This is a genomic window from Saccharopolyspora erythraea (assembly GCF_018141105.1).
Lineage (GTDB): Bacteria > Actinomycetota > Actinomycetes > Mycobacteriales > Pseudonocardiaceae > Saccharopolyspora_D > Saccharopolyspora_D erythraea_A.
Genome location: NZ_CP054839.1, coordinates 7286279 through 7309440, shown reverse-complemented (window position 1 = coordinate 7309440; position 23162 = coordinate 7286279). Strand labels below are relative to the sequence as shown.

At 73.6% G+C, this 23162-nt stretch carries 22 protein-coding genes; 12 read left to right on the top strand and 10 right to left on the bottom strand.

The genetic code is table 11. The features are described from left to right. Positions 1-110: 110 nt before the first annotated feature. The 3 genes from HUO13_RS32655 to HUO13_RS32650 form a co-directional block, all read right to left on the bottom strand. Positions 111-1460 carry a dicarboxylate/amino acid:cation symporter gene (locus HUO13_RS32655; protein WP_211898750.1) on the bottom strand — a complete coding sequence of 450 codons (1350 nt, stop codon included), beginning with the start codon at positions 1458-1460 and terminating at the stop codon, positions 111-113. Positions 1461-1556: 96 nt separating this feature from the next. Next, a complete protein-coding gene (locus HUO13_RS38465; RefSeq protein WP_372491256.1) occupies positions 1557-1637 on the bottom strand; it encodes a putative leader peptide in 81 nt (26 codons plus the stop codon). A 90-nt stretch (positions 1638-1727) separates the two neighbouring features. Further along, positions 1728-2363: a Maf family protein gene (locus tag HUO13_RS32650; RefSeq protein ID WP_211898749.1), complete on the bottom strand. Its 636-nt coding sequence runs from the start codon at positions 2361-2363 to the stop codon at positions 1728-1730. Positions 2364-2788: 425 nt separating this feature from the next. Between HUO13_RS32650 and HUO13_RS32645 the strand changes: the two genes are divergently transcribed. Then, on the top strand, positions 2789-3913 hold the full coding sequence (locus tag HUO13_RS32645) for a S1 family peptidase (RefSeq protein ID WP_211898748.1): 1125 nt from the start codon (positions 2789-2791) through the stop codon (positions 3911-3913). A gap of 100 nt (positions 3914-4013) precedes the next feature. Here the strand turns inward: HUO13_RS32645 and HUO13_RS32640 are convergent, their stop codons facing one another. The 3 genes from HUO13_RS32640 to HUO13_RS32630 all read right to left on the bottom strand — a co-directional run bounded on the left by HUO13_RS32640 (position 4014) and on the right by HUO13_RS32630 (position 7363). After that, the gene (locus HUO13_RS32640) at positions 4014-5936 is read right to left on the bottom strand and encodes a Xaa-Pro dipeptidyl-peptidase (RefSeq protein WP_211898747.1); all 1923 of its coding nucleotides are present in this window, start codon (positions 5934-5936) and stop codon (positions 4014-4016) included. A gap of 152 nt (positions 5937-6088) precedes the next feature. Then, positions 6089-6763, bottom strand: coding sequence for a nitroreductase (locus tag HUO13_RS32635; RefSeq protein ID WP_211898746.1), 675 nt, complete (start codon positions 6761-6763; stop codon positions 6089-6091). A 21-nt stretch (positions 6764-6784) separates the two neighbouring features. Continuing rightward, entirely contained in the window at positions 6785-7363 is a 579-nt protein-coding gene (locus HUO13_RS32630) for a TetR/AcrR family transcriptional regulator (protein ID WP_211898745.1), read from the bottom strand. A gap of 168 nt (positions 7364-7531) precedes the next feature. Here HUO13_RS32630 and HUO13_RS32625 point away from each other — a divergent pair, with 168 nt between their 5' ends. From HUO13_RS32625 to HUO13_RS32605, 5 genes are all read left to right on the top strand, one after another. Then, on the top strand, positions 7532-9379 hold the full coding sequence (locus HUO13_RS32625) for a glycoside hydrolase family 3 protein (RefSeq protein WP_211898744.1): 1848 nt from the start codon (positions 7532-7534) through the stop codon (positions 9377-9379). A 158-nt stretch (positions 9380-9537) separates the two neighbouring features. Further along, positions 9538-10365, top strand: coding sequence for a biotin--[acetyl-CoA-carboxylase] ligase (locus tag HUO13_RS32620; protein ID WP_211898743.1), 828 nt, complete (start codon positions 9538-9540; stop codon positions 10363-10365). Between the two features lie 102 nt (positions 10366-10467). After that, on the top strand, positions 10468-10965 hold the full coding sequence (locus HUO13_RS32615; protein WP_211898742.1) for a PH domain-containing protein: 498 nt from the start codon (positions 10468-10470) through the stop codon (positions 10963-10965). A 183-nt stretch (positions 10966-11148) separates the two neighbouring features. Beyond that, the gene (locus HUO13_RS32610) at positions 11149-12102 is read left to right on the top strand and encodes a hydroxymethylglutaryl-CoA lyase (protein ID WP_211898741.1); all 954 of its coding nucleotides are present in this window, start codon (positions 11149-11151) and stop codon (positions 12100-12102) included. A gap of 43 nt (positions 12103-12145) precedes the next feature. After that, positions 12146-12796, top strand: a complete 651-nt coding sequence (locus tag HUO13_RS32605; protein WP_211898740.1) for an adenosylcobinamide amidohydrolase — start codon at positions 12146-12148, stop codon at positions 12794-12796. 3 nt (positions 12797-12799) lie between these two features. Here HUO13_RS32605 and HUO13_RS32600 read toward each other — a convergent pair whose 3' ends face one another. Then, a complete protein-coding gene (locus HUO13_RS32600) occupies positions 12800-13249 on the bottom strand; it encodes a MaoC family dehydratase (protein ID WP_211898739.1) in 450 nt (149 codons plus the stop codon). A 202-nt stretch (positions 13250-13451) separates the two neighbouring features. On the opposite strand from HUO13_RS32600, the gene HUO13_RS32595 reads away from it, so the two are divergent. From HUO13_RS32595 to HUO13_RS32580, 4 genes are read left to right on the top strand one after another with little or no spacing between them, the layout of a single operon-like run. Further along, entirely contained in the window at positions 13452-13880 is a 429-nt protein-coding gene (locus HUO13_RS32595) for a YbaB/EbfC family nucleoid-associated protein (RefSeq protein WP_211898738.1), read from the top strand. Continuing rightward, positions 13877-14197, top strand: coding sequence for a WXG100 family type VII secretion target (locus tag HUO13_RS32590; protein WP_011875059.1), 321 nt, complete (start codon positions 13877-13879; stop codon positions 14195-14197). Before HUO13_RS32595 ends, HUO13_RS32590 begins: the two co-directional genes overlap by 4 nt. A 7-nt stretch (positions 14198-14204) precedes the next feature. Further along, positions 14205-16640 carry a glycohydrolase toxin TNT-related protein gene (locus HUO13_RS38215; RefSeq protein WP_211898736.1) on the top strand — a complete coding sequence of 812 codons (2436 nt, stop codon included), beginning with the start codon at positions 14205-14207 and terminating at the stop codon, positions 16638-16640. Next, on the top strand, positions 16637-16939 hold the full coding sequence (locus HUO13_RS32580) for a hypothetical protein (protein WP_211898735.1): 303 nt from the start codon (positions 16637-16639) through the stop codon (positions 16937-16939). The genes HUO13_RS38215 and HUO13_RS32580 overlap by 4 nt, the downstream gene beginning before the upstream one ends. Here HUO13_RS32580 and hisN read toward each other — a convergent pair. Then, positions 16930-17712 (bottom strand): histidinol-phosphatase, encoded by a 783-nt coding sequence (gene hisN, locus HUO13_RS32575; RefSeq protein WP_211898734.1) that lies wholly within the window; start codon positions 17710-17712, stop codon positions 16930-16932. The two genes, HUO13_RS32580 and hisN, sit on opposite strands and share 10 nt — an antisense overlap. A 517-nt stretch (positions 17713-18229) precedes the next feature. Between hisN and HUO13_RS32570 the strand changes: the two genes are divergently transcribed. Continuing rightward, on the top strand, positions 18230-18904 hold the full coding sequence (locus HUO13_RS32570) for a response regulator transcription factor (protein ID WP_029621864.1): 675 nt from the start codon (positions 18230-18232) through the stop codon (positions 18902-18904). 2 nt (positions 18905-18906) lie between these two features. Then, positions 18907-20181, top strand: coding sequence for an ATP-binding protein (locus HUO13_RS32565; protein WP_211898733.1), 1275 nt, complete (start codon positions 18907-18909; stop codon positions 20179-20181). Between the two features lie 21 nt (positions 20182-20202). Here HUO13_RS32565 and HUO13_RS32560 read toward each other — a convergent pair whose 3' ends face one another. Together HUO13_RS32560 and HUO13_RS32555 are read right to left on the bottom strand one after the other, a co-directional pair. Next, entirely contained in the window at positions 20203-20733 is a 531-nt protein-coding gene (locus HUO13_RS32560; RefSeq protein ID WP_211898732.1) for a GtrA family protein, read from the bottom strand. Between the two features lie 57 nt (positions 20734-20790). Next, positions 20791-23085 carry a sigma-70 family RNA polymerase sigma factor gene (locus HUO13_RS32555; protein WP_249124237.1) on the bottom strand — a complete coding sequence of 765 codons (2295 nt, stop codon included), beginning with the start codon at positions 23083-23085 and terminating at the stop codon, positions 20791-20793. Between the last annotated feature and the right edge of the window lie 77 nt (positions 23086-23162).

Here is a 23162-nt window from a genome sequence, read left to right as displayed (position 1 = left end):
ACGCTCAAGGTCCTCCGAAAACGACATGGCCGCCGCAACTCCTCAGATCGAGGTGTTGCGACGACCATGTGAACCCGCGGGTCGGGCGGGGCCGCTCGCGGCGTCGTGGGTCAGGCCCTGGCCAGACGCGCGTCCGAGGAGTCGTCCAGCAGCGGCGGGGCACTGGGAGCGGCCAGCACCTCGTCGTCGAGCAGTCCCTCGGTGCGGGCCACCACGGTCGGGACCACGATCTGGCCCGCGACGTTGGTCGCGGTGCGCATCATGTCCAGGATCGGGTCGACCGCGTAGGCGATCGCGATGCCGGTGGCCACCACCTCGGGCGGGAAGCCCAGCGCGCCGACGGTCAGCGTCAGCATGGTGAACCAGCCGGTCACCCCGGCGGTGGCGATGGCGCCGAAGACGGCGACCGCGATGATCGTCAGGTACTGGGCCGGACCCAGGTGGATGCCGAAGAGGTTCGCGATGAACATCGAGCCGATCGCGGGGTAGATCGCCGCGCAGCCGTCCATCTTCGTCGTGGTCGCCAGCGGCACCGCGAAGTTGGCGTACGAGCGGTCGACGCCGAGGTTCTCGGCGGCCTGCCTGCTCATCGGCAGCGTCGCGCTGGAGGAGCGGGACACGAACGCGAACTGCAGGACGGTCCAGGTCTTGGCGAAGAACCGGACCGGGCTGACGCCGGCCACGAACCGCAGCAGCAGCGGGTAGACGACGAACAGCACCAGCGCGCACGCGACGTAGACGGCGGCGATCAGCTTCAGCAGCGGGGTGAAGAACTCGTTGCCGTAGGTGGCGACGGCGTTGCCGATCAGGCCGAGGGTGCCGATCGGGGCGAGCCGGATGATCCAGCCGAGGACCCGCTGGATGACCTCGAAGGCCGAGCGGCTGAAGTTCACGAACGGCTCGGCCTTGTCGCCGAGGCTGTAGCTGGCGGCGCCGATCAGCAGCGCCACGAACACCACCTGCAGCGTCTCGCCCTCGGCGAAGGCGCTGACCAGGTTCTGCGGCACCAGGCCGTTGAACAGGTCGAGCCACGAGCCGTGCGTCTTCTCGCCGATGGCGGCGAGCTTGGCCGGGTCGGGTTCGATCACCAGGCCGCGGCCCGGCTGGAACAGCGCGCCGAGGCCGATGCCGATGAGCACCGCGATGAGCGAGGTGGCGGCGAACCACAGCGCGGTCTTGCCGCCGAGCCGCGCGGCGGTGCGGCCTCCGCCGACCGACCGCAGGCTGTTGATGCCGACCACGATCGCGGTGAAGATCAGCGGCAGCACGGTGAAGGTGAGCAGGCTGGTGAAGACCGAGCCGATGGTGTCGAGGGTGGTGACCAGCCAGCTCGCCCCGGTCGTCTTGGCGATCCAGCCCAGCAGCGCGCCGAGCACGAGCGAGGCGACGACCGCGACGGCGAACACCTTGGGGTTGAAGCGCGGTGCGCGCCGGTTCACCTGGGCGGTGGATGTGGACACGAGGATCTCCCGTAAGTCGCGAAGTCCGGCGCGATCGCGCCGGGGGTCGGCTCTGCCGCGGGCCGGTCGGCCGGCGGCTGGCGGGTCTTTCGCCGACTACGGACAGATGGAACTGGCCTGCCGCCGCAGATCGACGTGCAGGCGCTCGGTCAGGTAGATGCGCCGGTAGGTTTCCATCGCGGACAGTTGTAACCGCTGGGTGCGGCGCCGCCATTCCCCGGTAACCGAATTGTGTTCGTGTTCACTCGAACGCCGCGACGGGGCACGTCAGCGCGCGACCGGAGGACCCCACAGCGTCACCACGCTCACCCCGACCTCGGCCAGCAGCTTGCGGGTCAGCGGCAGGCTGATCCCCAGCACGCTGGACGGGTCGCCGTCGACGCCCTCGATGAACCAGCCCCCGAACCCCTCGAGGGTGAAGCCGCCCGCCACGTGCAGCGGCTCGCCGGTGGCGATGTAGGCGTCGAGCTCGGCCTCGGTGGGTTCGGAGAACCGCACCGTGGTGCCCAGGTGTCCCCGCGTTCGGGCCACGACCTCACCGCCGCGCAGCACCACCACGGCGTGCCCGGTCAGCAGCTCGCCGGACCGGCCCGCGGTCTTGCGCCACCGCTCGGCGGCGGCCTGCGGCGTACCGGGCTTGCCGACGATCTCGCCGTCGGGCGCCGACAGCATCGAGTCGCAGCCCACGACGACCGCGTCGGGCTCCTCGGCGGCGACCGCGGGCAGGACGGCCTCGGCCTTGGCCGCGGCCAGCGCGGTCACCAGCTCCGGCGGCGTCGGGTCGGTCAGTCCGGCGGCCACCGCGTCCTCGTCGACGCCGGAGACCCGCACCAGCGGGTCGATCCCGGCGGAGCGGAGCACGGACAGGCGGGCGGGGGAGGCCGAGGCGAGGACGAAGCGCACGGCGCCGAGGATACGACCGCGCGCTGCGCACCGGATCGGACGTGTCGCCGTGGAGCGGGCTCGCTGGACCCGGTGCACAGGGCTGGATGTACCGCCGCGGGCGGATGTACCGGCGCGAGGCTGGGCCGAACGTGTCCTGTATCACCGGAATGGGCTGAATGGCGGCTTCTCCTGTGCGCAAGGAATTCTTACTGTCCTGAATGGCACGGGACCGGTTCCCCGACCGGGCGCCCGACCCCGGATCACCTTCTCCTCCGGTGGCCCGGTTTCCCCGTTCACGTGCGGAGCGAACGACGCCCGGCTGATCACCGGTAGACCGCGAACTCCGCCTTCACCGCATTTGTTTTCCACAACTCCTGCGCGCCCGCGGACCAGAAGTCCGCTCGCGCGGGTGGTCCCCAACCACGGATCTAGGGAGACGAATCATGAAGCGAACAATTCGGCTGGCCGGTGTGGCCGTGCTCGCGGCGGGCACCATCGCCGCGATCGGCGCACCCACCGTCGGCGCCGCGCCGGTGTCGCCCGACCTGGTCGCGGCGATGCAGCGCGACCTCGGCATCTCCGCCCAGCAGGCGCACGCCCGGCTGGCGCAGGAGGCCACGGCGATGCGGGCCGACGCCGAGCTGAGCCGCTCGCTGGGCGAGAGCTTCGGCGGTTCCCACTTCGACGCCGCGCGCGGCAAGCTCGTCGTCGGGGTGACCGAGCAGGCCGACGCGGCGAAGGTGCGGGCGGCGGGAGCCGAGGCCGCGGTCGTGCCGAACAGCCTGCGCGAACTCGACGCCACCAAGGCGGCGCTGGACGCGATGGACGCGGCGGCGCCCGCCTCGGTGACCGGCTGGTACGTCGACGTGCCCAGCAGCAGCGTCGTCGTCTCCGTCAACGGGCGCGACGCCGCGACCGACGCCTTCCTGGACAAGGCGAAGGCCGCCGGGGACTCGGTGCGCGTGCAGGACGTCGCCGAGTCGCCGCGCACGCTCTACAACGTGGTCGGTGGCGACGCCTACTACATGGGCGGACGCTGCTCGGTCGGCTTCTCGGTGCGCTCGTCCTCCGGCCAGGCGGGTTTCGTCACCGCCGGGCACTGCGGCACCCGCGGCACGGCGGTCTCCGGCTACAACCAGGTCGCCATGGGTTCGTTCCAGGGTTCGTCCTTCCCGGGCAACGACTACGCCTGGGTCTCGGTGAACTCGAACTGGACGCCGACGGGCCGGGTGAACCTGTACAACGGCTCGACCCGGGCGGTGTCGGGTTCGTCGGCGGCCCCGGTCGGCAGCTCGATCTGCCGCTCCGGTTCCACGACCGGCTGGCACTGCGGCACCGTGCAGGCGCTGAACCAGACCGTCCGCTACCCGCAGGGCACGGTCACCGGCCTGACCCGGACCAACGTCTGCGCCGAGCCGGGTGACTCCGGTGGCTCGTTCATCAGCGGCAACCAGGCCCAGGGCATGACCTCGGGTGGTTCGGGCAACTGCAGCTCCGGCGGCACGACCTACTTCCAGCCCGTCAACGAGGCGCTGAGCGTCTACGGGCTGAGCTTGGTCAGGGGTTAACCGCCCCGGAGCCGGACCGGGGGCGCACCCGGTCCGGCTCCACCGTCCACGCAGCAGGGGTGTGCCGGTTCCGAGGAATCCGGCAAACCCCGCGTGCGCGCTACGGGCGGTTGAGCTGGACGTCCGGCTGCTGCGGCGCGCGGTCCGGCCGCACGACCGGCGGTCCCGCCGGGGACGTCGCCGTGGTGTGCGGCGAGGCGCCGCCGACGACCGGCAGCGTGACCGAGGTTCCCGAAAGGTCCAGGCCGATCTCGCCGGGCCGGGACGGGGCGACGATGAACTCCTTGTCGGTACCGCCGATGATCAGCGCGAGCCGGTGCCCCGCGGGCACCACGTGGTCGGTGGTCGCGAGCCGGAACGTCATCTCGTACGGGGTTCCCGGCCGCAGCGGCCGCTCATCGGACAGCGACTCGTGGTTGGCCAGGTCGGCCCAGCCGCGGGCGATGATCTCGAAGTCCACATCGGACCTGGTCGCCTCGGTGTCGGTGTAGCAGGCGTCGTCGCCGGGACGGCTCTCCCCCCAGCACGACTCCGTTCCCGTGTTGCGGATGCCCTCGCCCTGGCCGAGGTAGTCGCGCGTGGTGGCGGGGCCGTAGTCGACGAGCATCGCCGAGAGGTGCGCGGTGTCGGTGCCAGGCTTGGCCGCGACGGTCACCGAGCCGGTTCCCGCGATCCGCATGTCCTGTTCGAGCGGGCCCGTGGTGAACAGCGTCCTGGCCGGCGAGGGCTGGTCCGGCCGCGCGGCCCAGTCGTACTCGCCGAGGCGCGGGTCGTCGGTGAACGAGGCGCTGCCCCGTCCCGGTTCCGGGCCGAGCTCGCCGAGTCCGCCGGTCGAGCCCGGTCGCGGGTGCAGCGTGGTGGGCCGGGCCTGCTCGCCGCCCCAGGCCGGTTCGTCGCTCCACTGGTCGGGCGCCCGTTCGACACTGGCCGCGGGCTCCTTCTCGATGCCGTCGTCCATGCCGAGCAGGTAGTGGTCGAACCAGCGGTGCAGCGTGCGCACCCACTCCTCGCGCCGGAAGTCGAACGGGTCGACGTGGCCGGTCTGGCTCAGCCAGACCTTGCGCTCGACGCCGCCGCGGGCCAGCGCGTCCCACCACTGTCCGAACTGGAGCATCTTGACGTTGAGATCGCCCTGCCCGTGCACGGCGAACACGCTCGCCCGCACGTTGCCCGCGTCCGGCACGTGGTTCCGCTCGCTCCACAGTGGAGTCATGTCGCCGTTGGCCGGTGCGCCGTCGACCAGGTTGTGCTTGGCCGGGTCGCAGTCCGGCCTGCCGCCCTCCTCGACGGTCCGGGCGAGCCCGACGGGGTCGAAACCGAACGAGACGCCGTCGGAGCGGTAGTAGTCGTACCAGGAGCTGATCGCGCCGATCGGCACGATGGTCCGCAGCCCCTCGACGCCGGTGGCGGCGACCCCGTTGGCGATGGTCCCGTCGTAGGACTTGCCGATCATGCCGACGTCGCCGGTCGTCCACGGCGCCTCGACCGGCCTGCCGCCGTCGGAGCTGTCGAAGCCCTTGGCGCGGCCGTTGAGCCAGTCGACCACCGCGCGGGCGGAGGTGACGTCGGACGGGCCGCCGACGTCGACGCAGCCCTGCGAGCGGTTCGTGCCCGCGAGGTCGACCAGCACGGTCGCGTAGCCGCGGGGGATGAAGTAGTTGTCGTAGAACAGCGGGAAGCCGACCGGGCGGCCCTGGTCGTCGTAGGTCTTGCGCTCGGACTCGTTGCCGCGTCCGCAGCAGGAGTAGTAGGGGCTCGCGTCCATGATCACCGGCACCCGGGCGTCGGTGCCCGCCGGCCGGGCGATGTCGGCGGCCACCCGGTCGAGGACTCCGTCACCGTCGCCGTCCAGGCCCGTCTCCACCCACACGGTCTCGCGGACGGGTTCGGCGGTGAACACGGGTTGGGAGACCCCGACGCCCGGCTCGGGCGTCGGCTGCGGGGTGGCCCCCGCCTGCGGTGTCATGGCGGCGACTACGAGCGGGATGCCGCACAGCAGTGCGGACCAGCGGGCTTCGGGCACGGCGTTTGCACCTCCGGTTCGGGTTGGCCGGGGGAGCGTAGGCCGGTGATCACGCGGCCACTACAGGCGAAAGTCGGGCTGTCGATCAGACCAGCCGACCCTCCGAACGGATGCCTGCGGCCGACAGCGCCTCGGCGAGCCCGCAGGGTTGCCTACGAGTGGAACCGCGTGCTCTCGGCGAGGTCCGCGCGGGGGATGGTGATGTGGTTGACGGGCGCGGACGGGTCGGCGTAGCCGAAGGAAACCCCGAACAGCAACTTGCGGTCGCTTACGCCGAGTGCTTCGCGGACGGTGTCGGCGTAGAAGCTCAGCAGGCCCTGCGGGCAGCTCGCGATGCCGTGCGCGGCCAGCGCCAGCAGGAGGGTCTGCCCGTACATGCCGAGATCGGCCGCCATGCGCGCTTCGGCGTTCGGCGGCAGGAACAGGAACGCGACGTGGGGCGCACCGTAGAAGCGCAGGCTTTCGGCGTCGTAGGCCGCGCGGGCTTCGTGGTCCTCGCGGCTGATTCCCAGCGCGGCGTACATCGCAGCGCCCGCTTCCCTGCGCCGCCGGGCGTAGGTCCCGACGTACAGGTCTTCCCGGTAGGGGAAGTCCGTGGAGACGGCTCCGCGCGCATGTGCGTCCAGCAGCGCTTCGCCGAGCCGGTCGCGGGCGGAGCCGCTGACGACCTCGACGTGCCACGGCTGGGTGTTGGAGTTGGACGGCGCCGCACCCGCCAGCGAGAACACCGCGCGCAGGGTCTCGTCGGGAACCGGGTCCGGTCGGAACGCGCGAACGGCGCGCCGGTTGCGGATCAGCTGGTCGGCATAGCCGGTCAGGGTGGTCATGACCTTCCTCGTCAGTCGTGCTCAGCGGCGCAGGTAGGACTCGACGAGCCGGTCGGTGGCGTCGACGAGGTTCGCGGCGGAGCGGTCGGGGGCGAAGATCTGTCCGGTGATGTGGGCGCCCTCGACGAGCATCTGGATCAGGTGGGCCAGGTTCTCCGGATCGTCGACGGGGAGGGGAGCGACGAGCTCGGTGAACAGGCCGAGGTACTCGTGCTTCAGCGCCTCGGCCGCCTCGCGCACCGGGTGCGTCCGGTCGGGGAACTCCACGACGGCGTTGGCCAGCGGGCACCCGCGATGGCCGGCTGCGGTGATCTCGCGGGCGATCTGCCCGACCACGTGGCGGAGCTGGGCCCGGGCATCGCCGGGGAACGCCTCTCGCGCCGCCCGCAGGATTTCCCGGGGCGGCACCGCCTTCTCCCGGAGGTAGGCGACCGCCAGTTCGTCCTTCGAACCGAAGTTGCGGTAGATGCTCGGCTTCCCCACGCCGGAGTGCTCGGCGATCTCGGCGACACCGCACGACCGCACGCCTTCGCGGTAGAACAGCTCGTGGGCGGTTTCCCACACGCGCTGTCCCGCCGGTGTCCGTCCCTCGCCCGTCATCGGAGTCCCTCCCGCGCCGTACCGATCGGTACGCAGGTGACCGTACCGATCGGTACGGCGGTGGTCAACACCGGCCCGTTGGGTGGCAGCGGTGGGGCCGATCGGCCGATTGGTGCGTGAGAGCGCTCCCACGACACTGGAGACCTCGCTCACGAGGAGGATCTTGCGATGCCCCTTGCCCGAATCCCCCGCGCCCGCCGGGCGGTCGCCACCCTGGTGGGGCTGGCGGCGACCGTGCTGCTCACCGCCGCCGCCGTGCCGTCCGCCGACGGCGGCCGCCCGGCCTACCGCGACCCGCGGCTACCGGTCCCCGACCGGGTCGACGACCTGATGGCCCGGATGTCGCTGGACGACAAGCTCGGCCAGATGGTGCAGGTCGAGCGCAAGGCCGCCGGACCGCAGGCCGTCGCCGACCACCGCATCGGGTCGGTGCTCAGCGGCGGCGGCTCGGCGCCGGAGCCGAACACGCCGCAGGCGTGGGCGGACATGTACGACTCCTACCAGCGCGCGGCGCTCTCGACCCCGCTCGGCATACCGCTGATCTACGGCGTGGACGCGGTGCACGGCCACAACAACGTGCATGGGGCGACGATCTACCCGCACAACATCGGCCTCGGGGCCACCGGAAACCCGGACCTGGTCCAGCGGATCGGCGCGGCCACCGCGCAGGAGGTCGCCGCCACCGGCATCGACTGGTCGTTCGCGCCGTGCGTGTGCGTGGCCCGCGACGACCGCTGGGGACGCACCTACGAGTCGTTCGGCGAGAAGCCCGAGAACGCCTCGGCGATGACCGGCGCGGTGACGGGGCTGCAGGGCGAGGTGCTGGGCGCCACGCCGAGCTCGGTCATGGCAACCGCCAAGCACTACGTCGGCGACGGCGGCACGACCGGCGGCGACGACCAGGGCAACACCGAGATCGGCGAGCAGGAGCTGCGGGAGATCCACCTGCCTCCGTTCCGGGAGGCCATCGCCCGCGGCGTCGGGTCGGTCATGGTCTCCTACAGCAGCTGGAACGGCGAGAAGCTGCACGCCAGCTCCTACCTGGTCAACGATGTGCTCAAGGGCGAGCTCGGCTTCAGCGGACTGGTGGTCTCCGACTACGACGCCATCGACAAGCTCGACGGCCAGGAGGACTTCACCCCCGACGAGGTGCGGGCGTCGGTCAACGCGGGCATCGACATGTTCATGATGTCCAGCCGCCACGAGAAGTTCATCGACTACCTGCGGGCCGAGGTCGAGGCCGGGCAGGTGCCTGCGGAGCGCATCGACGACGCCAACCGGCGCATCCTGACCAAGAAGTTCGAGCTGGGGCTGTTCGAGCGGCCGTTCGCCCAGCGCGACCTGCTGCCGACCGTCGGCAGCGCCGAGCACCGCGAGCTGGCCAGGCAGGCCGTGCGCGAGTCGCAGGTGCTGCTGCGCAACGACGGCGTGCTGCCGCTGGCCAAGGACGGCGGGAAGCTGTTCGTGGCGGGCAAGAACGCCGACGACATCGGCAACCAGAGCGGCGGCTGGACGATCTCCTGGCAGGGCTCCAGCGGCGACATCACCGAGGGCACCACGATCCTGGAGGGCATCCGGGCGGCGGCGAGCGGCTCGGAGGTCACCTACGACCGCCACGGCAACGGCATCGACGGCAGCTACCGGGCGGCGATCGCGGTGGTCGGCGAGACCCCGTACGCGGAGTTCGAGGGCGACCGTCCCGACGGCCTCGGGCTCGACGAGGAGGACCGCGCCACCATCGCCAAGCTGCGCGCGTCGGGCGTCCCGGTCGTGGTCGTCACGGTGTCGGGCAGGCCGCTGGACATCGCGGGCGAGGTGGACGGCTGGAACGCGCTGCTGGCGTCGTGGCTGCCGGGCTCGGAGGGCCAGGGCGTGGCCGACGTGCTCTTCGGCGACCACAACCCGACGGGCAAGCTGCCGACGACCTGGATGCGCTCCTTCGACCAGCTCCCGATCAACGACGGAGACGGCAAGGACCCCTTGTTCCCATACGCATACGGCCTGAGCTACGACTGATGGCGATGCCGAGCGACCCGGTTTGCGCAGTGGGTCGCCCAGCGGCGCACGGTGAGTCCCACACCGCAAGCGGCTGCCGCCGCTTGCCGGACAACGCGCCGGGCTCCGGGCGGGTGGACCCGTCCCCGGGCCCGGCGCGCTTTTCGTAGGCTTGCCACGTGGGTGAACCGGTGATGCTGGACGGCGGACGACTGCGGGCGCGACTGGTCGACGCCGGGCCCTACGCGGCCCTCGACGTCGTGACGGTGACGGGCTCGACCAACACCGACCTGGCCAAGGCGGCGCACGAGGGCGCCGCCGACCGGACCGTGCTGATCGCCGAGGAGCAGCAGCAGGGCCGCGGCCGGATGCAGCGGCAGTGGATCTCCCCGCGCGGCTACGGCCTGCACGTCAGCGTCCTGCTGCGCCCGGAGGTTCCCGTGACGTCGATGGCGTGGCTGCCGCTGATCGCCGGGGTGGCGCTGGCCGAGACCGTCGAGCGCACCACCGGGGTCCGCGCCGCCCTGAAGTGGCCGAACGACCTGCTGCTGGGCGGCGGCGACCAGTGGCACAAGGGCGCCGGGATCCTCGCCGAGGCCATCGCGGCGCCCGACGGCATGGCGGTGGTGCTCGGCATGGGAGTCAACGTCCACCACAGCCGCGAGGAGCTGCCCGCCGGTGCGGGCGGCCTGCCCGCGACCTCGCTGGCGGCCGAGGGCGCCGACGTAGACCGCGAGGACTTCGCGGCCGGCTTGCTCGAGGCGTTCGCCGCCGTCGACGACGAGTGGCGGGCGAGGTCCGGCGACGTGGTATCCACCGGTCTCCTCGATCGCTACCAGCGCTGGTGCGCCACGATCGGCAAGCGGGTGCGGGTGGAGTTCGGGCGCGACGACCTGCTGGGCACCGCCGAGTCGGTCGACCGGGAGGGCCGCCTGGTGGTGCGCGGACCCGGTGGGGTGAGCAAGGCCGTGTCGGCGGGTGACGTCGTTCACCTCCGTCCCGCGTAGCCGTTCTGCCGGTACCGTGATCCCTGATGCGCGACGCTGGCCCGCGTCCGGCGGTCCGCCTCGGACCGCGTGCGGGCGCTCGACCGGCTGAGGAGGAATCCGGTGGCCTACCCTGACGCGCTGCTCGGCGAGCACGAGCACGTGGTCGTGCACAAGCACCCGCACTGGAAGATGCTGGTGCTGCCGGTGCTGGCGCTGCTGGTGGTGGTCGGAGGCGCCGCTTACCTGGCGGCGCTGGCCGCGCCGCTGAGCTGGCACCTGCCGGTCTGGGTCGTGCTCGCGGTCGTCGCGGCGATCATGGTCGTCTGGCTCACCGTCGCGCCGCTGCTGCGGTGGCGCACCACGCACTTCGTGATCACCACCGACCGCCTGATGGTGCGCGAGGGGGTTTTCACCCGCAGCGGAGTGGACATCCCGCTCGGCCGGATCAGCAGCGTCCGGTTCCGGCACGGGCTGCTGGACCGGCTGGTCGGCTGCGGCACGCTCGTCGTGGAGTCGGCCTCCGACGACCCGCTGGAGTTCGACGACATCCCGGCGGTGGAGAAGGTGCACACCCTGCTGCACCGCGAGATCAGCCAGCCCGACCAGGAGGACGCGTGAGGCCGGTCGCCTCCGGCCCGCGGCGATGGGTGGTCCGGGACACGGCGCGGTGAAACCATGGGGCGGCGCCGCCCCGGAGCCGGTATCCCGGCGGGCCCGGCGTCGAGCAGGGAATCATCGCAGCGGCCCGCGGACCCGCACGGCACATGCGCGGGCGTGCGGCCAGACCTTGGAGGAGCGCTGATGGGAACGCGAGAGCTGGGGTTGCCGATGACGGTGACCTCGCCGGAGCCGGAGGGGCTGCCGGCCTCGGTGACCATCTGGGAGGTCGGCCCCCGCGACGGCCTGCAGAACGAGTCCGGCGTGGTCCCCGCCGAGATCAAGATCGAGTTCCTGCACCGGCTGGCCGACGCCGGGCTGCCGGTGGTGGAGACCACCAGCTTCGTGCGGCCGGAATGGGTCCCGCAGCTCGCCGACGCGGGAGAGGTGCTCGACGGTCTGCGGCGCCAGGAGGGCGTGCGCTACCCGGTGCTGGTGCCGAACTCGCGGGGGCTCGACCGCGCGTTGGAGTCGGGGGTGGGCGACATCGCGGTCTTCGCCTCGGCGACCGAGACCTTCACCCGCCGCAACCTCAACCGCGGCCTGGACGAGCAGTTCGTGATGTTCGACCCGGTGGTGCGGCGCGCGGTGGCCGAGGGGCTGCGGGTGCGCGGTTACATCTCGATGGCCTTCGGCGACCCGTGGGAAGGCGCGGTCGACGTCGACCAGGTCGTCTCCGTCGGCAAGCGGCTGCTGGACATGGGCTGCGACCAGCTCTCGATCGGCGACACCATCGGGGTGGCCACGCCGGGGCACGTCGAGACGCTGCTGCGCACCTTCGCCGGTGCGGGCGTCGGCGTCGAGCGGCTGGCGGTGCACTTCCACGACACCTACGGCCAGGCGCTGGCCAACACCTACGCCGCGCTGCGCGTCGGTGTGTCCACTGTGGATGCGTCGGCGGGTGGTCTCGGCGGCTGCCCGTACGCCAAGTCGGCCACCGGCAACCTCGCCACCGAGGACCTGGTGTGGATGCTCGACGGGCTCGGCATCGAGCACGGTGTCGACCTCGATGCTCTGGTGGAGACCAGCGTCTGGATGGCCGGGCACCTCGGCAGGCCCAGCCCGTCGCGGGTCGTCAAGGCCCTGGCAGGGCAGTGAGCGGCGGTCCGCCCGCGGGGACGCCGGGCCGCGGAGGCTCCTCGTGATCGGCGTCGAGCACCGCCTGCGCCTCGTCGAGTCGCGTCCCGTCCTCGTGTGGCGCTGCGACCGCCCATGGCTGGCGATCTCCTCCGCCGTGCTGGGCGGAGGGATCGGTGAGCGGGCGTGGGTGCTCAACGCCACGGTCGGCACCAACTACGACCACCCCGACCCGGGCGCGCACGTGCGCGAGATGGCCGCCGAGCTCGGGCTTTCGGGCCCCGGCACCGGCATGCTCACGGCGGTCGACGTCCGCCACGAGGTCACCTCGGCCGACTCCGGCGTCCGCGCGAGCGTGACGACGGGAGTCAGCCATCCGGTCTGGGCCGCCGCCGACGGCGAGCGCGTCGCCGCCGAGTCGTCGGCGTGGAGCCCGGGCACGATCAACGCGGTCTGCTGGTCGCCGGTGCGGCTCGGCGAGGCGGCGCTGGTCAACGCGGTCGCCACGGTCGCGGAGGCGAAGGCGCAGGCCCTGCTGGAAGCCGGTGTCGCGGGCACCGGCACGGTCACCGACGCGACGGTCGTGCTCTGTCCGGCCGACGGCGCGGCAGAGGACTACGGCGGGCCGAGGTCGCGCGTCGGTTCCGCGCTGGCGCGGGCCGTGCACGCGGGCGTCGCGGCGGGGCTGCGGGTGGAGAACCCCCGGCTGCGGTGAGCCTCAGCCCTCCTCGCGAGTGCCGAACAGGCCGACGAACGAGAACCGCAGGACCCGGTCGGGCCCGCGGTCGGCGGTGCCGGTGATCTCGACCAGCCCCAGGTTCGGCTTGCTCCGCGAGCGGCGCTTCCCGGTCACCTCCAGCTGGAAGTGCAGCACGTCACCCGGGTAGACCGGCGCCAGCCACGCCAGTTCGTTGCCGCCCGGCGAACCCTGCGAGGTCGAGCCGGCCAGCACGTGGTCGACATAGGCGCGCATCCACAGCGAGGCGGTGTACCAGCCCGACGCGCAGAGGCCGCCGAGCACGGAGTTGCGCCCGGCCTCCTCGTCGAGGTGGAACGGCTGCGGGTCGAACCGGTCCGCGAAGGCGACCATCTCGTCCCGGTCGATCTCGGTCTTGCCCAGGTCGATCACCTGGCCGGGCGTCAGATCCTCGTATGCGATGCCGGTCATGCCCCGATCCTCGCAGTCCACCGCTCCGCCGCGCTGCGGCGCCCCTCACAGCGGGGCGGGCGGGCATGGAACCATTCGGCCGTGGCGCGCGTCCAAAACGTGAGCCGCGCTCGTGCGTCGATCGCCTCCGGGCGCCCAGCGCCCGTCCGGGTGCCCGGCGCCTGCCGACCGAGTACCAGCCTGCGAGGAAAGGGGACCGGCCGTGCCCACCGATCACCGCGCCGAGGTGGCGGAACTGCTCGCGGACTACCGCAGGAGCCGCGAACGCCTCGAGACGACCCGCCAGGAGCTGGCTGCGCTCACCGAGACCGCCCGCAGCGAGGACGGCAGCGTCGAGGTCACCGTCGGGCCGCAGGGCGTGCTGCGGGACCTGCACCTGTCCGACGACGTCCACGAGCGCTACCACCCCGCCCGGTTGTCGGCCCTGATCGTGCGGCTGACCGCGGAGGCGGCGGGCGAAGTCGTGCGCCGGGCGGCCGACGCGCTCGCGCCGATCGTGCCGGAGGGCACCGACCCGGCCGTCCTGCTCGGGCCGCACCAGCCCGCCGCGGACGAGCCGGTCGAAGCCGTTGACGAGGAGCCGGCCGACGACGAGTGGCAGCCCGCCCGCGCAGAGCGGAACCCGTCATGAGCGGATTCCGGGGCGACCTGGGGAGATTGGGCGAGCGCGCGGGCGAGTTCGGTGAACACGCCGCGGAAGCGCAGCGGATCGCCGACGGCCTGCGGCACGCTGTGGAGTCGGCGGGCGAGTGCTGGGGCCGCGACGAGGTCGGCGCGAGCTTCGCCGCGACCCACCGCGAGCGGGCGGACCGGGCGGTGGAGGAGGCCGGCGGGCTCGCGGGCGCGCTGCGCGACCTGGGGTCGGAGTTCGCGGGCGTCGCCGCGGACTACCGCCGCATCGACCGCGATCAGGCCGAAGAGCTCGGCCGGATCACCGGACAGGGGTGAGCAGAGGATGGGGATCGAGCTTCCCGCCGAACTCCGGGACGCCGCCGCCAGGGCCGGGGCGCGCTGGCCGGAGGGCGACGAGGACGCGATGCGCGAGTCCGCCACCGCGTGGCGCGAGGCCGCGCGGTCGCTCGACGCGCTCGCCCGGGACGCCGACGCGTCCGCGCAGGGCGTGCTCGCGGCGTTCGAGGGCGACGCGGCCCGGGCCGCGCGGCGGGAGTGGGACCGCTTCGTGACCGAGGACGGCGAGCTGCCGCGGACGGCGGCCGAGTGCGTCGCCGCCGCGGATCGCCTCGACCACGCCGCCGAGCAGATCGGCGCGGCCAAGGTCCGGATGGTGCGCGAGCTGGTGGCGCTGGCCAAGAGCACCGACGCCGCCGAGCAGGCCGCGGCGGCCGGGCACCCGCAGGCGCTGGGCGAGCTGGACGCGGCGGTCCGGCGGGCGGCGGCGGGACTGGCGCAGGTGCACGAGACCCTGACCCGCGCGGTGGACATCGACAGCGGCGTGACGGTGGATTCCGGCGGCGCTCTCGACTTGGCGTCGGGCGCTTTGTCCATAGTGGATTCCGCGGTCGGTGCTGGGGGGAACGTGCTGAGCGGTGCGTCCGCAGCCGCCCAGGACGCGCTGACGCCGGTCGCGCAGACCGCGGAATCCGTGTCGGGTCAGGTGGAGGACCTGGCTGCGGAGGCCGCGCCGGTCGTCGAGGGCGCAGGCGGTCTCGCGGGAGACGCGTCGGCGGAACTCGGCCGGACGACCGCGCAGGTCGGCGACGCCGTCGCGGGCTCCGCGGCGGACGTGGGAGGTGCGGTCCAGGCCGGAGCGGAGGGCGTCGCGGGGGCCGTGGACCAGGCCGTCGGCGCGGCGGGCCAGACCGCTGACGGAGTGGGCCAGGCCGCTGACGGGGCGGGCCAGGCCGCCGACGGAGTGGGCCAGGCCGTCGGCGCGGCAGGCCAGGCCGCCGACGGAGTGGGGCAGGGGCCCGGCCGCTGGCAGGCCGACGCCGAGCACACCGGTCCGATCGACATCGCCGCCGGCTCCTGGGCCTCCGGCCTCGCCGACGCGGGCACCGGCCCGGTCCCCGTCGCCGGGGCCCAGCCCGGCTGGGCCGCCCCCGGCGACGACCCGGCCTCCACCACCGCCCCGCACTCCGTGCACCAGGCGTGGGCGTCGCCGCCCTCCGCGCCGTCCGGCGCGGCGGCTCCGCCCCCGCCGGCGCCCGGCGCGCCGGCGCCGCAGGGCTTCGCCCCGCCCGCGGGCGGGCACTTCGTGCCGCCGCCGGGCGGTGCCGCGCCCGGCGCGCCGGGCGCGCAGCCGTCGCGACCTCCGGTCGCTCCGCCGCGCCCGCCGGGCTACGCGCCACCGCAGCAACAGCCGCAGCCGCAACAGCCACCGCAGCAACAGCAGCAACCCCAGCCGCAGTCCAAGCCCGCCAACCCGGGAAGCCCGGCCGTGCCGGTCCACCATGGACAGGGCGGTCCGCCCCCGCGCCAGGGGAACCCGGGACCCGGGCAGTACCGGGGCGGTCCCGGTTTCCAGGGGCAGCCAGGGCCGCAGGGCCCACCGGCCGGCTACCAGGGGCACGGTCACAACGCGCACTCCGGCCACCACGGCCAGCAGCCGCAGCACCCGCGGATGCGGCCCGGCGGTGGGCAGCTCCAGCCACCGCTCGGCGCCCATCCGGAACCCCCGCCGCGGGTCCCCCGGCGCAACGAACGCGATCCCGAGGTCCTCGCGTTCGTGCTGCACCAGTTCCCGATCGGCCACATGCCGGTGGCGGCCAGCCGGGCGAGCACCCAGGTGTGCCGGGAGGAAGCCGACGCCGCAGGGCGGTTCCCACCGCAGGACCACCCGCGGGCGGATCTGGTCGACGACACCGACGCGCTCGCGCGGGTTCGCGCCCGCGACGCCCGCGGCGGTGCCGATCTCGAGCGCGCGGATCCGGAGCGGGCGCCGGAGGAGCTGGTCACGACGCACGATCCGCTCGGCGAGCTCAGCGAGATCGAGTGGGAGCGCCAGTACGTCACGAAGCAGGGCGACCACGTGTGGCCGCCGGTCGACGCCCGCCCGGAAGGCGGGGTTGAGGCGGGCGAACCCGTGGTCCTGCCCCCGGACGAGGTGGTCGACCGCATCGGCGACGGCGAAGGCCGGGTGCTCTCCGCGGTGGCGACCGCGTTCTCGCAGCGCTCGCAGCCGCCCGCGTACCTCGAACGCGCCTACCGGCGCTACCGCGTGCTGCGGGAACTGCCGGTGTGGCAGAGCGTCGCCGCGCCGTGGTTCGGCCAGCCGGGCGGTGGTGTCCGCTACCGCACGACCTACCCGGTCGACGATCTGGTGGCGCTGGGGTATTTGGTGGAGCTGACCGCGGAACTGGAGACGGCGGAGGCGCAGACCCTGCGCATCTACCGGGCGCAGGCGGCCGCAGAGGAGGACGTCAGGCTGTGAACAGCGAATCCGTGCTCGGCTGGCTGGAGTCGATGGGCGTGCCGCCCGCGCTGGTCTCGGTCGGGGCCGAGGCCGACGACAGGTGGTGCCTGGTCCGCGAGGACGCCGACGGCGTCGCCGGCTGGGAGGTCTTCTGGCGCGAGCACGGCAACCGCTACGACTGGGCCAGGTTCAGCAGCGAACAGGTCGCCTGCTTCTACTTGTTCGGCAGGCTGACCTGGACGCAGGCGCTGCGCGGAGTCGTGGGACCGCTCGACGCCGCAGGCAGCCCGGCGAGCGGCGGGCAGGCTCAGGGCTGACCGAGCAGCCCGAGCGCGGTGTCGTGCAGGTGGCCGTTTGAGGACAGCGCGGAGCCGCCGTCGTAGCGGGGCTGGCCGGTCAGGTCGGAGAACCGGCCACCGGCCTCCTCGACGATCACCTTCGCCGCCGCGACGTCCCACGGGTTGACGACCGGCTCCGCGGCGAGGTCGATCGCGCCCTCCGCGACCAGGCAGTGCTGCCAGAAGTCACCGAAGGCCCGGTTCTCCCAGCAGGCGTCGACCAGGCGCAGGTAGGACTCCCTGGAGTGGTACTCCACCCAGGTGCCCAGGTGCGTGGTCGAGACGTAGGCGTCGGAGATCTCCCGGACACCCGACACCGAGATGCGCTGCGCGGCACCGCCTCCGGTGCTGCTCCAGGCGCCCTCGCCCGCCGCGGCCCACCAGCGCTTGCCCAGGGCCGGTGCGCTGATCACGCCGATGGTCGGCGAGCCGCCGTCGACCAGCGCGATCAGGGTCGCCCAAGCAGGCACGCCGCGCAGGAAGTTCTTGGTGCCGTCGATGGGATCCAGGACCCACGCGCGGCCCTCGCCCGCGCTGCCGCCGCGCTCTTCCCCGGCGACCACGTCGTCCGGGCGGCGCTCGGCCAGCACCTCGCGCACCGCGTCCTCCACCGCGAGGTCGGCGTCGGTGACCGGAGTCCGGTCCGGCTTGCGGTCCACCGACAGGTCGCGGGCCAGGAACCGGCGGGTGGTGATCCCGTCGGCGACGTCGGCCAGGTGCAGGGCGAGTTCGAGGTCCGTCACGTCCCGCACCTTATTCGCCCGTCCGAGCCGCACCGCCGCCCGGTTCGCGCGCCGAGGTCCGCACAGCCCGGTTCCCACGCCGGCGCCTGACCTGGCAGTCCGCGTGCCGTCGCTCGGTCGCCCTTCCGCTCCCGTCGCTCGGCGCGCTTCGGTCGCCCGGCCGCTCCGGTCGCTCGGCCCGCGGGCCGTCGTTCGGCCGCTTCCACTGCCCGGCCCGCTTCGGCCGCTCGTCTCGCGAGCCGTCTCCCGTCGCTCGATCCGCGTGCCGTCGCTCGGCCGGGTGCTCTCACTCGGGCTGACTCCGGCTCGCGCACCCGTCGCATCGCGCCGCTGACCACCCGCACCGGTGCGCCTTGCCACGGCCGGTTTCCCAGTGGTGGCACGACTTCGGCGTTCACCCTGACCGAGCCGCTCTCACCGGCCCTGATCGACGGGACTCGTCGGTGACGATCCTGCCACGTACGGCCACTCCCGACGTTTCGCCCGTATGCCGCCCGTGATCTTCGGCGCCCTCTACGCTGGAGGCGTGAGTGTTGTGCTGCTGGCGGAAGACGACCCAGCCATCGCTGTGCCGTTGTCGAGGGCACTGCAACGCGAGGGCTACTCGGTCGAGGTGATCGGGGACGGGCCGGCTGCGCTGCGGGCGGCGTCCTCCGGCGGGGTCGACCTGCTGGTGCTGGACCTCGGGCTGCCGGAGATGGACGGACTGGAAGTCTGCCGCCGGTTGCGCGCCCAGGGCCGCGGCCTCCCCGTGCTGATGCTCACCGCCCGCACCGACGAGGTCGACTTCGTCGTCGGGCTCGACGCGGGCGCCGACGACTACGTAGCCAAGCCCTTCCGCCTCGCCGAGCTGATGGCGCGCATCCGCGCGCTGCTGCGGCGCGGGTCGCCCGAGACGCTGGAGGCCTCCGGCGTCCGCCTGGAGCTGACCGCCCGCCGGGTGCTGGTCGACGACCACGAGATCCAGCTCGCGAACAAGGAGTTCGAACTGCTGCGGGTGCTGATGCAGCACGCCGGCCAGGTCGTCACCCGCGAGGAGATCCTCGAGGAGGTCTGGCCCGAGCCCAGCCGGAAGGGCAGCAAGACGCTCGACATGCACATCTCGTGGCTGCGCCGCAAGCTCGGCGACAGCAACGGCCGGTTCGACGACCAGCGAATCGCGACGGTCCGCGGCGTCGGCTTCCGCTTCAACGCCGACTGACCATGCGCACCCGGATCCTGCTGTCGATCCTCCTCGCGGTCGCGGTCACCGCGGCGGTCCTCGGCCTGCCGCTGGGCTTCAGCGCCCTGAAGCTGGTGGAGGACTTCACCCGCGGCGACCTGACCACCCGCGCGCAGCAGATCGCGACGCTGCTGGACGAGCAGATCGCCTCGCACCGGCCGATCGACCTGAACGCGGCGCGGCTGGCCGTGCCCGGTGGTGCCCGGCTGGTGGTGCGCACCCAGCACCAGGACTACACCTACGGCCCCGACCCGGGGGAGAACCCGCTGGTCGAGATGGTGCCGACGGTCAAGAGCGGGACCGTCACGATCGCCGCGCCCAGCGCTCCGGTCCGGGCGCAGCAGCTGCAGGTCGCCGGTCTGGTGCTGCTGCTGGTGGTCCTGTCGGCCGGTACCGGGATGGTCGTGGCCACGGTCACCGCCAGGCGGCTGGCCGATCCGCTGCGCCACGTCGCGGCGCGGGCGGCGCGGCTCGGCGCGGGCGACTTCCGGCCCGACCCCAAGCGCCACCAGGTGCCGGAGCTGGACCGGGTCGCCGACGCGCTCGACGCCTCCGGCGCGGCGCTGTCGCACCTGGTGCAGCGGGAACGCGAGCTCGTCGGCGACGTCTCGCACCAGTTGCGCAGCAGGCTCACCGCGCTGCACCTGCGGCTGGAGGCGCTGACCCAGACCGAGGACGCCGACGTCGCCGAGGAGGCGTCGGCCGCGCTGGAGCAGGCGGAGCGGCTGTCGGCGGTGCTCGACGACCTGCTCGCGGCGGCGACGGCGGCCCGTGCCAGGGACGCCGAGCCCCTCGACGTGTCGGCGCAGCTCGCCGACGTGGCCGCGGAGTGGCGGGACCCGCTCAGGGCGGAGAGCCGGGCGCTGCGGCTGCGGCTCCCCGAAGGGCTGCTGGCCCGCGCGACCCCGGCGCGGCTGCGGGAGGCCATCGGGGTGCTGCTGGACAACGCGCTGCGCCACGGCGAGGGCACGGTCACGCTCACCGCGCGGCAGGGCAACGGCATGGTCGTGGTGGAGGTCGGTGACGGCGGTCCCGGGGTGCCCGACCAGCTCGTGCCGTTCGTCTTCGACCGCGGGTTCTCGGCGGGCGGCTCGACCGGGGTCGGTCTGGCGCTCGCGCGGGCCCTGGTGGAGGCCGACGGTGGGCGGCTGGAGCTGAGCAAGGCCCGGCCGGCGATGTTCGAGGTGTTCCTGCCGCTGGCTCGCGCCGACGACGTGCTCGGCGTGCCGTGGAAGATCGACTCGACCCCGCGGTGACCCGGCGTCGGACAGGCCCGGTCAGCGCCGGCTGAGGCTCAGCGGACGCTCCTCCTGCGGGGCGGACTCCTTCTGGTCGGGGAAGACCCACTTGCGGAACGCCCACCAGCGGAACGCCATGCCGACCAGCAGGCCGACGATCTGCCCGGCGGTGAAGTCGGCGATCTCCTCCACGAAGCGGGTGGTGAACGGCGTCTGCAGGTGCAGCACGTACCGGGAGATCCACAGCGGTGCGGCGTAGAGGGCGACCCCTATGCCGCTGACGGCGAAGTACAGCGTCGCCTCGTGGTGGCGTTCCCGTCCGCCGCGCGTGCGGAACGACCACTCCCGGTTGAGCACGTAAGACACGATCGTGGCCACCAGCACGGCGACGACCTTCGCGGTCACCGGCTTGGGGTCCAGGACGGTCAGCTTCAGCAGGTAGAACACGGCCGTGTCGATGAAGAAGGTGACGCCGCCGACCAACCCGAATTTCAGCAGCTCACGGTGCCGGACGGCGATCCGGCGGTACGGCTGCGGGATGCGCGCGAGCACCGACTCGACAACGGACACGACCCCGAGTCTACGGATTTGCTCCGACCAGGTGACTCCTGCGCCGAAACGTCCGGTTCACCCGAACGGCCACCCCCTGCCGGGCGAGCCGGTGTCCGGCGGCGTGACCGAGATCGGAAGCGGCAGCGGTGGCGGGCATCCGGTGGCAGGCGAGCGCAGCGGCCAAGGCGCCGGGCACGCGGGGCCCTGGGGGCCGTCGGCCGGTGACGGCTCGGGCGCCTCGCTCGTCGGGCTCGGCTTCCCCGCGCCGGTCGGGACCGGCGGCGCGGGGGTCGGCACCGGGCCGCTGGTCGGCTCCGGCTCGGGCGTCCCGTTGGGCGGCGGCTCCGGCCCGGGCGGGAGGCCGGGAAGCGGTGGGAAGCCCGGCTCCGGCTCCGGCGAACCGTGCCAGGGGAACCACAGCCGCACGTCGGTGGTGTCGCGGTCGGTGGCGGTGCCGAGCGTGGCGGTCACCGGGACGGTGATCTCGCGGTACCCGAACCCGGTGTGCGGGTCGAACTCGTGCGGCCAGGGCAGCAGCGGCTTGGCGGTCAGCCACACCACGCCGTCGAACTCCTCGCCCGGCTCCAGCTCTGCCGCGCACCGGACGCGCCGCTCGTCGTCGGAGCGGACCTGGCACTCCAGCGGCAGCCCGGTCGCCGACACGCCCTCGGGCAGCTCCGCGACCGCTTCCGCGCGCCCGCTGCCGCCGCCGGTGTTGCGGACGTCGATCTCGATGCGGCTGCCCACCCACGGCACGTCCCCGGCCGACACCTCGACGTCGAGCCCGTCGGCGGGTCGCAGCGGCCGGACCTCCACCGGCACCGCCGGCAGCCGCAGCTCGACGCTCTGACCCGCGCTGACCCGGGCGTTGACGTCGCCGCCGGTGGCCGTCGAGTCGGCGCGCAGCATGAAGTTGATCACCATGGTCTCGCCGGGCGCGAGTCCCCGGTCGGTCGTGCAGGCGATGCCACCAGCGGACTCCCCGCAGCGCAGCGGCGGTCCTTGCGGGACCGGTGCGGCGGTCTTCGCCGCGCTCTGGGGCGTCGTCGACGCCGGTCCGGGGGCGGCCAGTGGCAACGGACCCGAGGTCGCGGCGCCCGGCACGGTCGCCGACACCCCGGGCGGCAGCGCCAGCGCGGTGAAGACCGGCTCGGACGGCCCTGACCCGGTGTTGCGGATCGTGATCGGCAGTGAGACCGCTTCGCCACCCGCGACGAGCTGGATGGGCGCAGTCGGGCCGGTCGCGCCGAGGTTCGCCTCGGCGGGCGGTGGCGCGGGCGCGGGAGACGGCGTCGGCTGCGGCGTTCGCGGCTGAGGCGTCGAAGGCTTCGGTCTGGGCGGCTGCGGTGGTCGTGGCGGCGGCTGCGCGGGCGCGGGCACCGGGGGCGGGTCGGCCGCCAGCGGCCGCGGGGCCTCCGTGCCCGCGGTGAGCCCGAGCGCGACGGCCGCCACGAGCGCGGCGCCGGACGCCGTCGTGGTGACGGCCTGCCTCGGCGCGGCGCCGGCCGCACCGGCGGCGCCGGAGGTGGCCGCGGCCGCCGTCCCGGCTCCGGCACCGCCGGAGACCGCCAGGTAGCCGGTGGCTCCGATGCCGAGCACGAGCGGGCCGATGATCGCGTGCAGCGCGCCGTTGACCTCGGCCAGCTCGGCGGCCAGCGCGCGGCAGCGGTCGCAGCCGTCGAGATGGGTCTCGACCTGCGCGGTCTCCCGTTTCGACAGGCCCCGCCGGGTCCACGCGCCGAGCCGGTCCATCGTCGCCCGGCAGTGCTCCACCCCGGGCACGGACTCCAGCTGTCCGAGGTGGACCTGGAGGTACGCCTGCCGCAGTCCCTCCCGGGCGCGGTAGGCGAGGGCGGAGACGCCGTTGGCCGTCAGACCCAGCAGCGGCGCCACCTCCGACGGCGACTGCCCTTCGATCTCGACGTGCCAGAGCACGGTCTGCCAGCGCTCCGGCAGCCGGGAGAACGCCTGGGCGGCCAGCGTGCGCTCCAGCCCGTCGACCGCGGTGTCGGTGAACGGCACCCCGACATCGGCGCCGGAGACCTCGGTGACGTCGGGTGCCAGGTGCAGCCTCTTGTCCCGGCGGCCGCGGTCATAGGCGGTGTTGCGCACCGCGGTGAGCAGGTAGGCGCGGAAGGCCGTCGTCGGCCCGCGCCCCGCGCGCAGGGTGTCGAGGACCTTCGCGAACGCCTCAGACACCAGGTCGTCGGTCTCCGCCGCGGATCGGGTGACCTGGCGGGCCATTTTGTAGGCGGCGGTCACGTGCCGCTGGTAGAGCTCGCCGTACGCGTCGGTCGAGCCGTGCCGCACGGCCTCGATCAGTTCCGCGTCGCTGGGCCCCTGCATTCCGGCCGCCGGAGCTGTCGGCACACCGCACCTTCCCACCCGGGCGGGCGACCGACCCCCCTTGTCGGGCCGCCGCTACCGGGCTGCTGTTCTCCTTCGAA

Coding starts and splice junctions, on each gene's coding strand:
- HUO13_RS32630 (WP_211898745.1), bottom strand. CDS start 7,363: ATGACGGGCGAGGGACGGACACCGGCGGGACAGCGCGTGTGGGAAACC.
- HUO13_RS32625 (WP_211898744.1), top strand. CDS start 7,532: ATGCCCCTTGCCCGAATCCCCCGCGCCCGCCGGGCGGTCGCCACCCTG.
- HUO13_RS32590 (WP_011875059.1), top strand. CDS start 13,877: ATGAGCGGATTCCGGGGCGACCTGGGGAGATTGGGCGAGCGCGCGGGC.
- HUO13_RS32635 (WP_211898746.1), bottom strand. CDS start 6,763: ATGACCACCCTGACCGGCTATGCCGACCAGCTGATCCGCAACCGGCGC.
- HUO13_RS32610 (WP_211898741.1), top strand. CDS start 11,149: ATGGGAACGCGAGAGCTGGGGTTGCCGATGACGGTGACCTCGCCGGAG.
- HUO13_RS38215 (WP_211898736.1), top strand. CDS start 14,205: ATGGGGATCGAGCTTCCCGCCGAACTCCGGGACGCCGCCGCCAGGGCC.
- HUO13_RS32565 (WP_211898733.1), top strand. CDS start 18,907: ATGCGCACCCGGATCCTGCTGTCGATCCTCCTCGCGGTCGCGGTCACC.
- HUO13_RS32645 (WP_211898748.1), top strand. CDS start 2,789: ATGAAGCGAACAATTCGGCTGGCCGGTGTGGCCGTGCTCGCGGCGGGC.
- HUO13_RS38465 (WP_372491256.1), bottom strand. CDS start 1,637: ATGGAAACCTACCGGCGCATCTACCTGACCGAGCGCCTGCACGTCGAT.
- HUO13_RS32600 (WP_211898739.1), bottom strand. CDS start 13,249: ATGACCGGCATCGCATACGAGGATCTGACGCCCGGCCAGGTGATCGAC.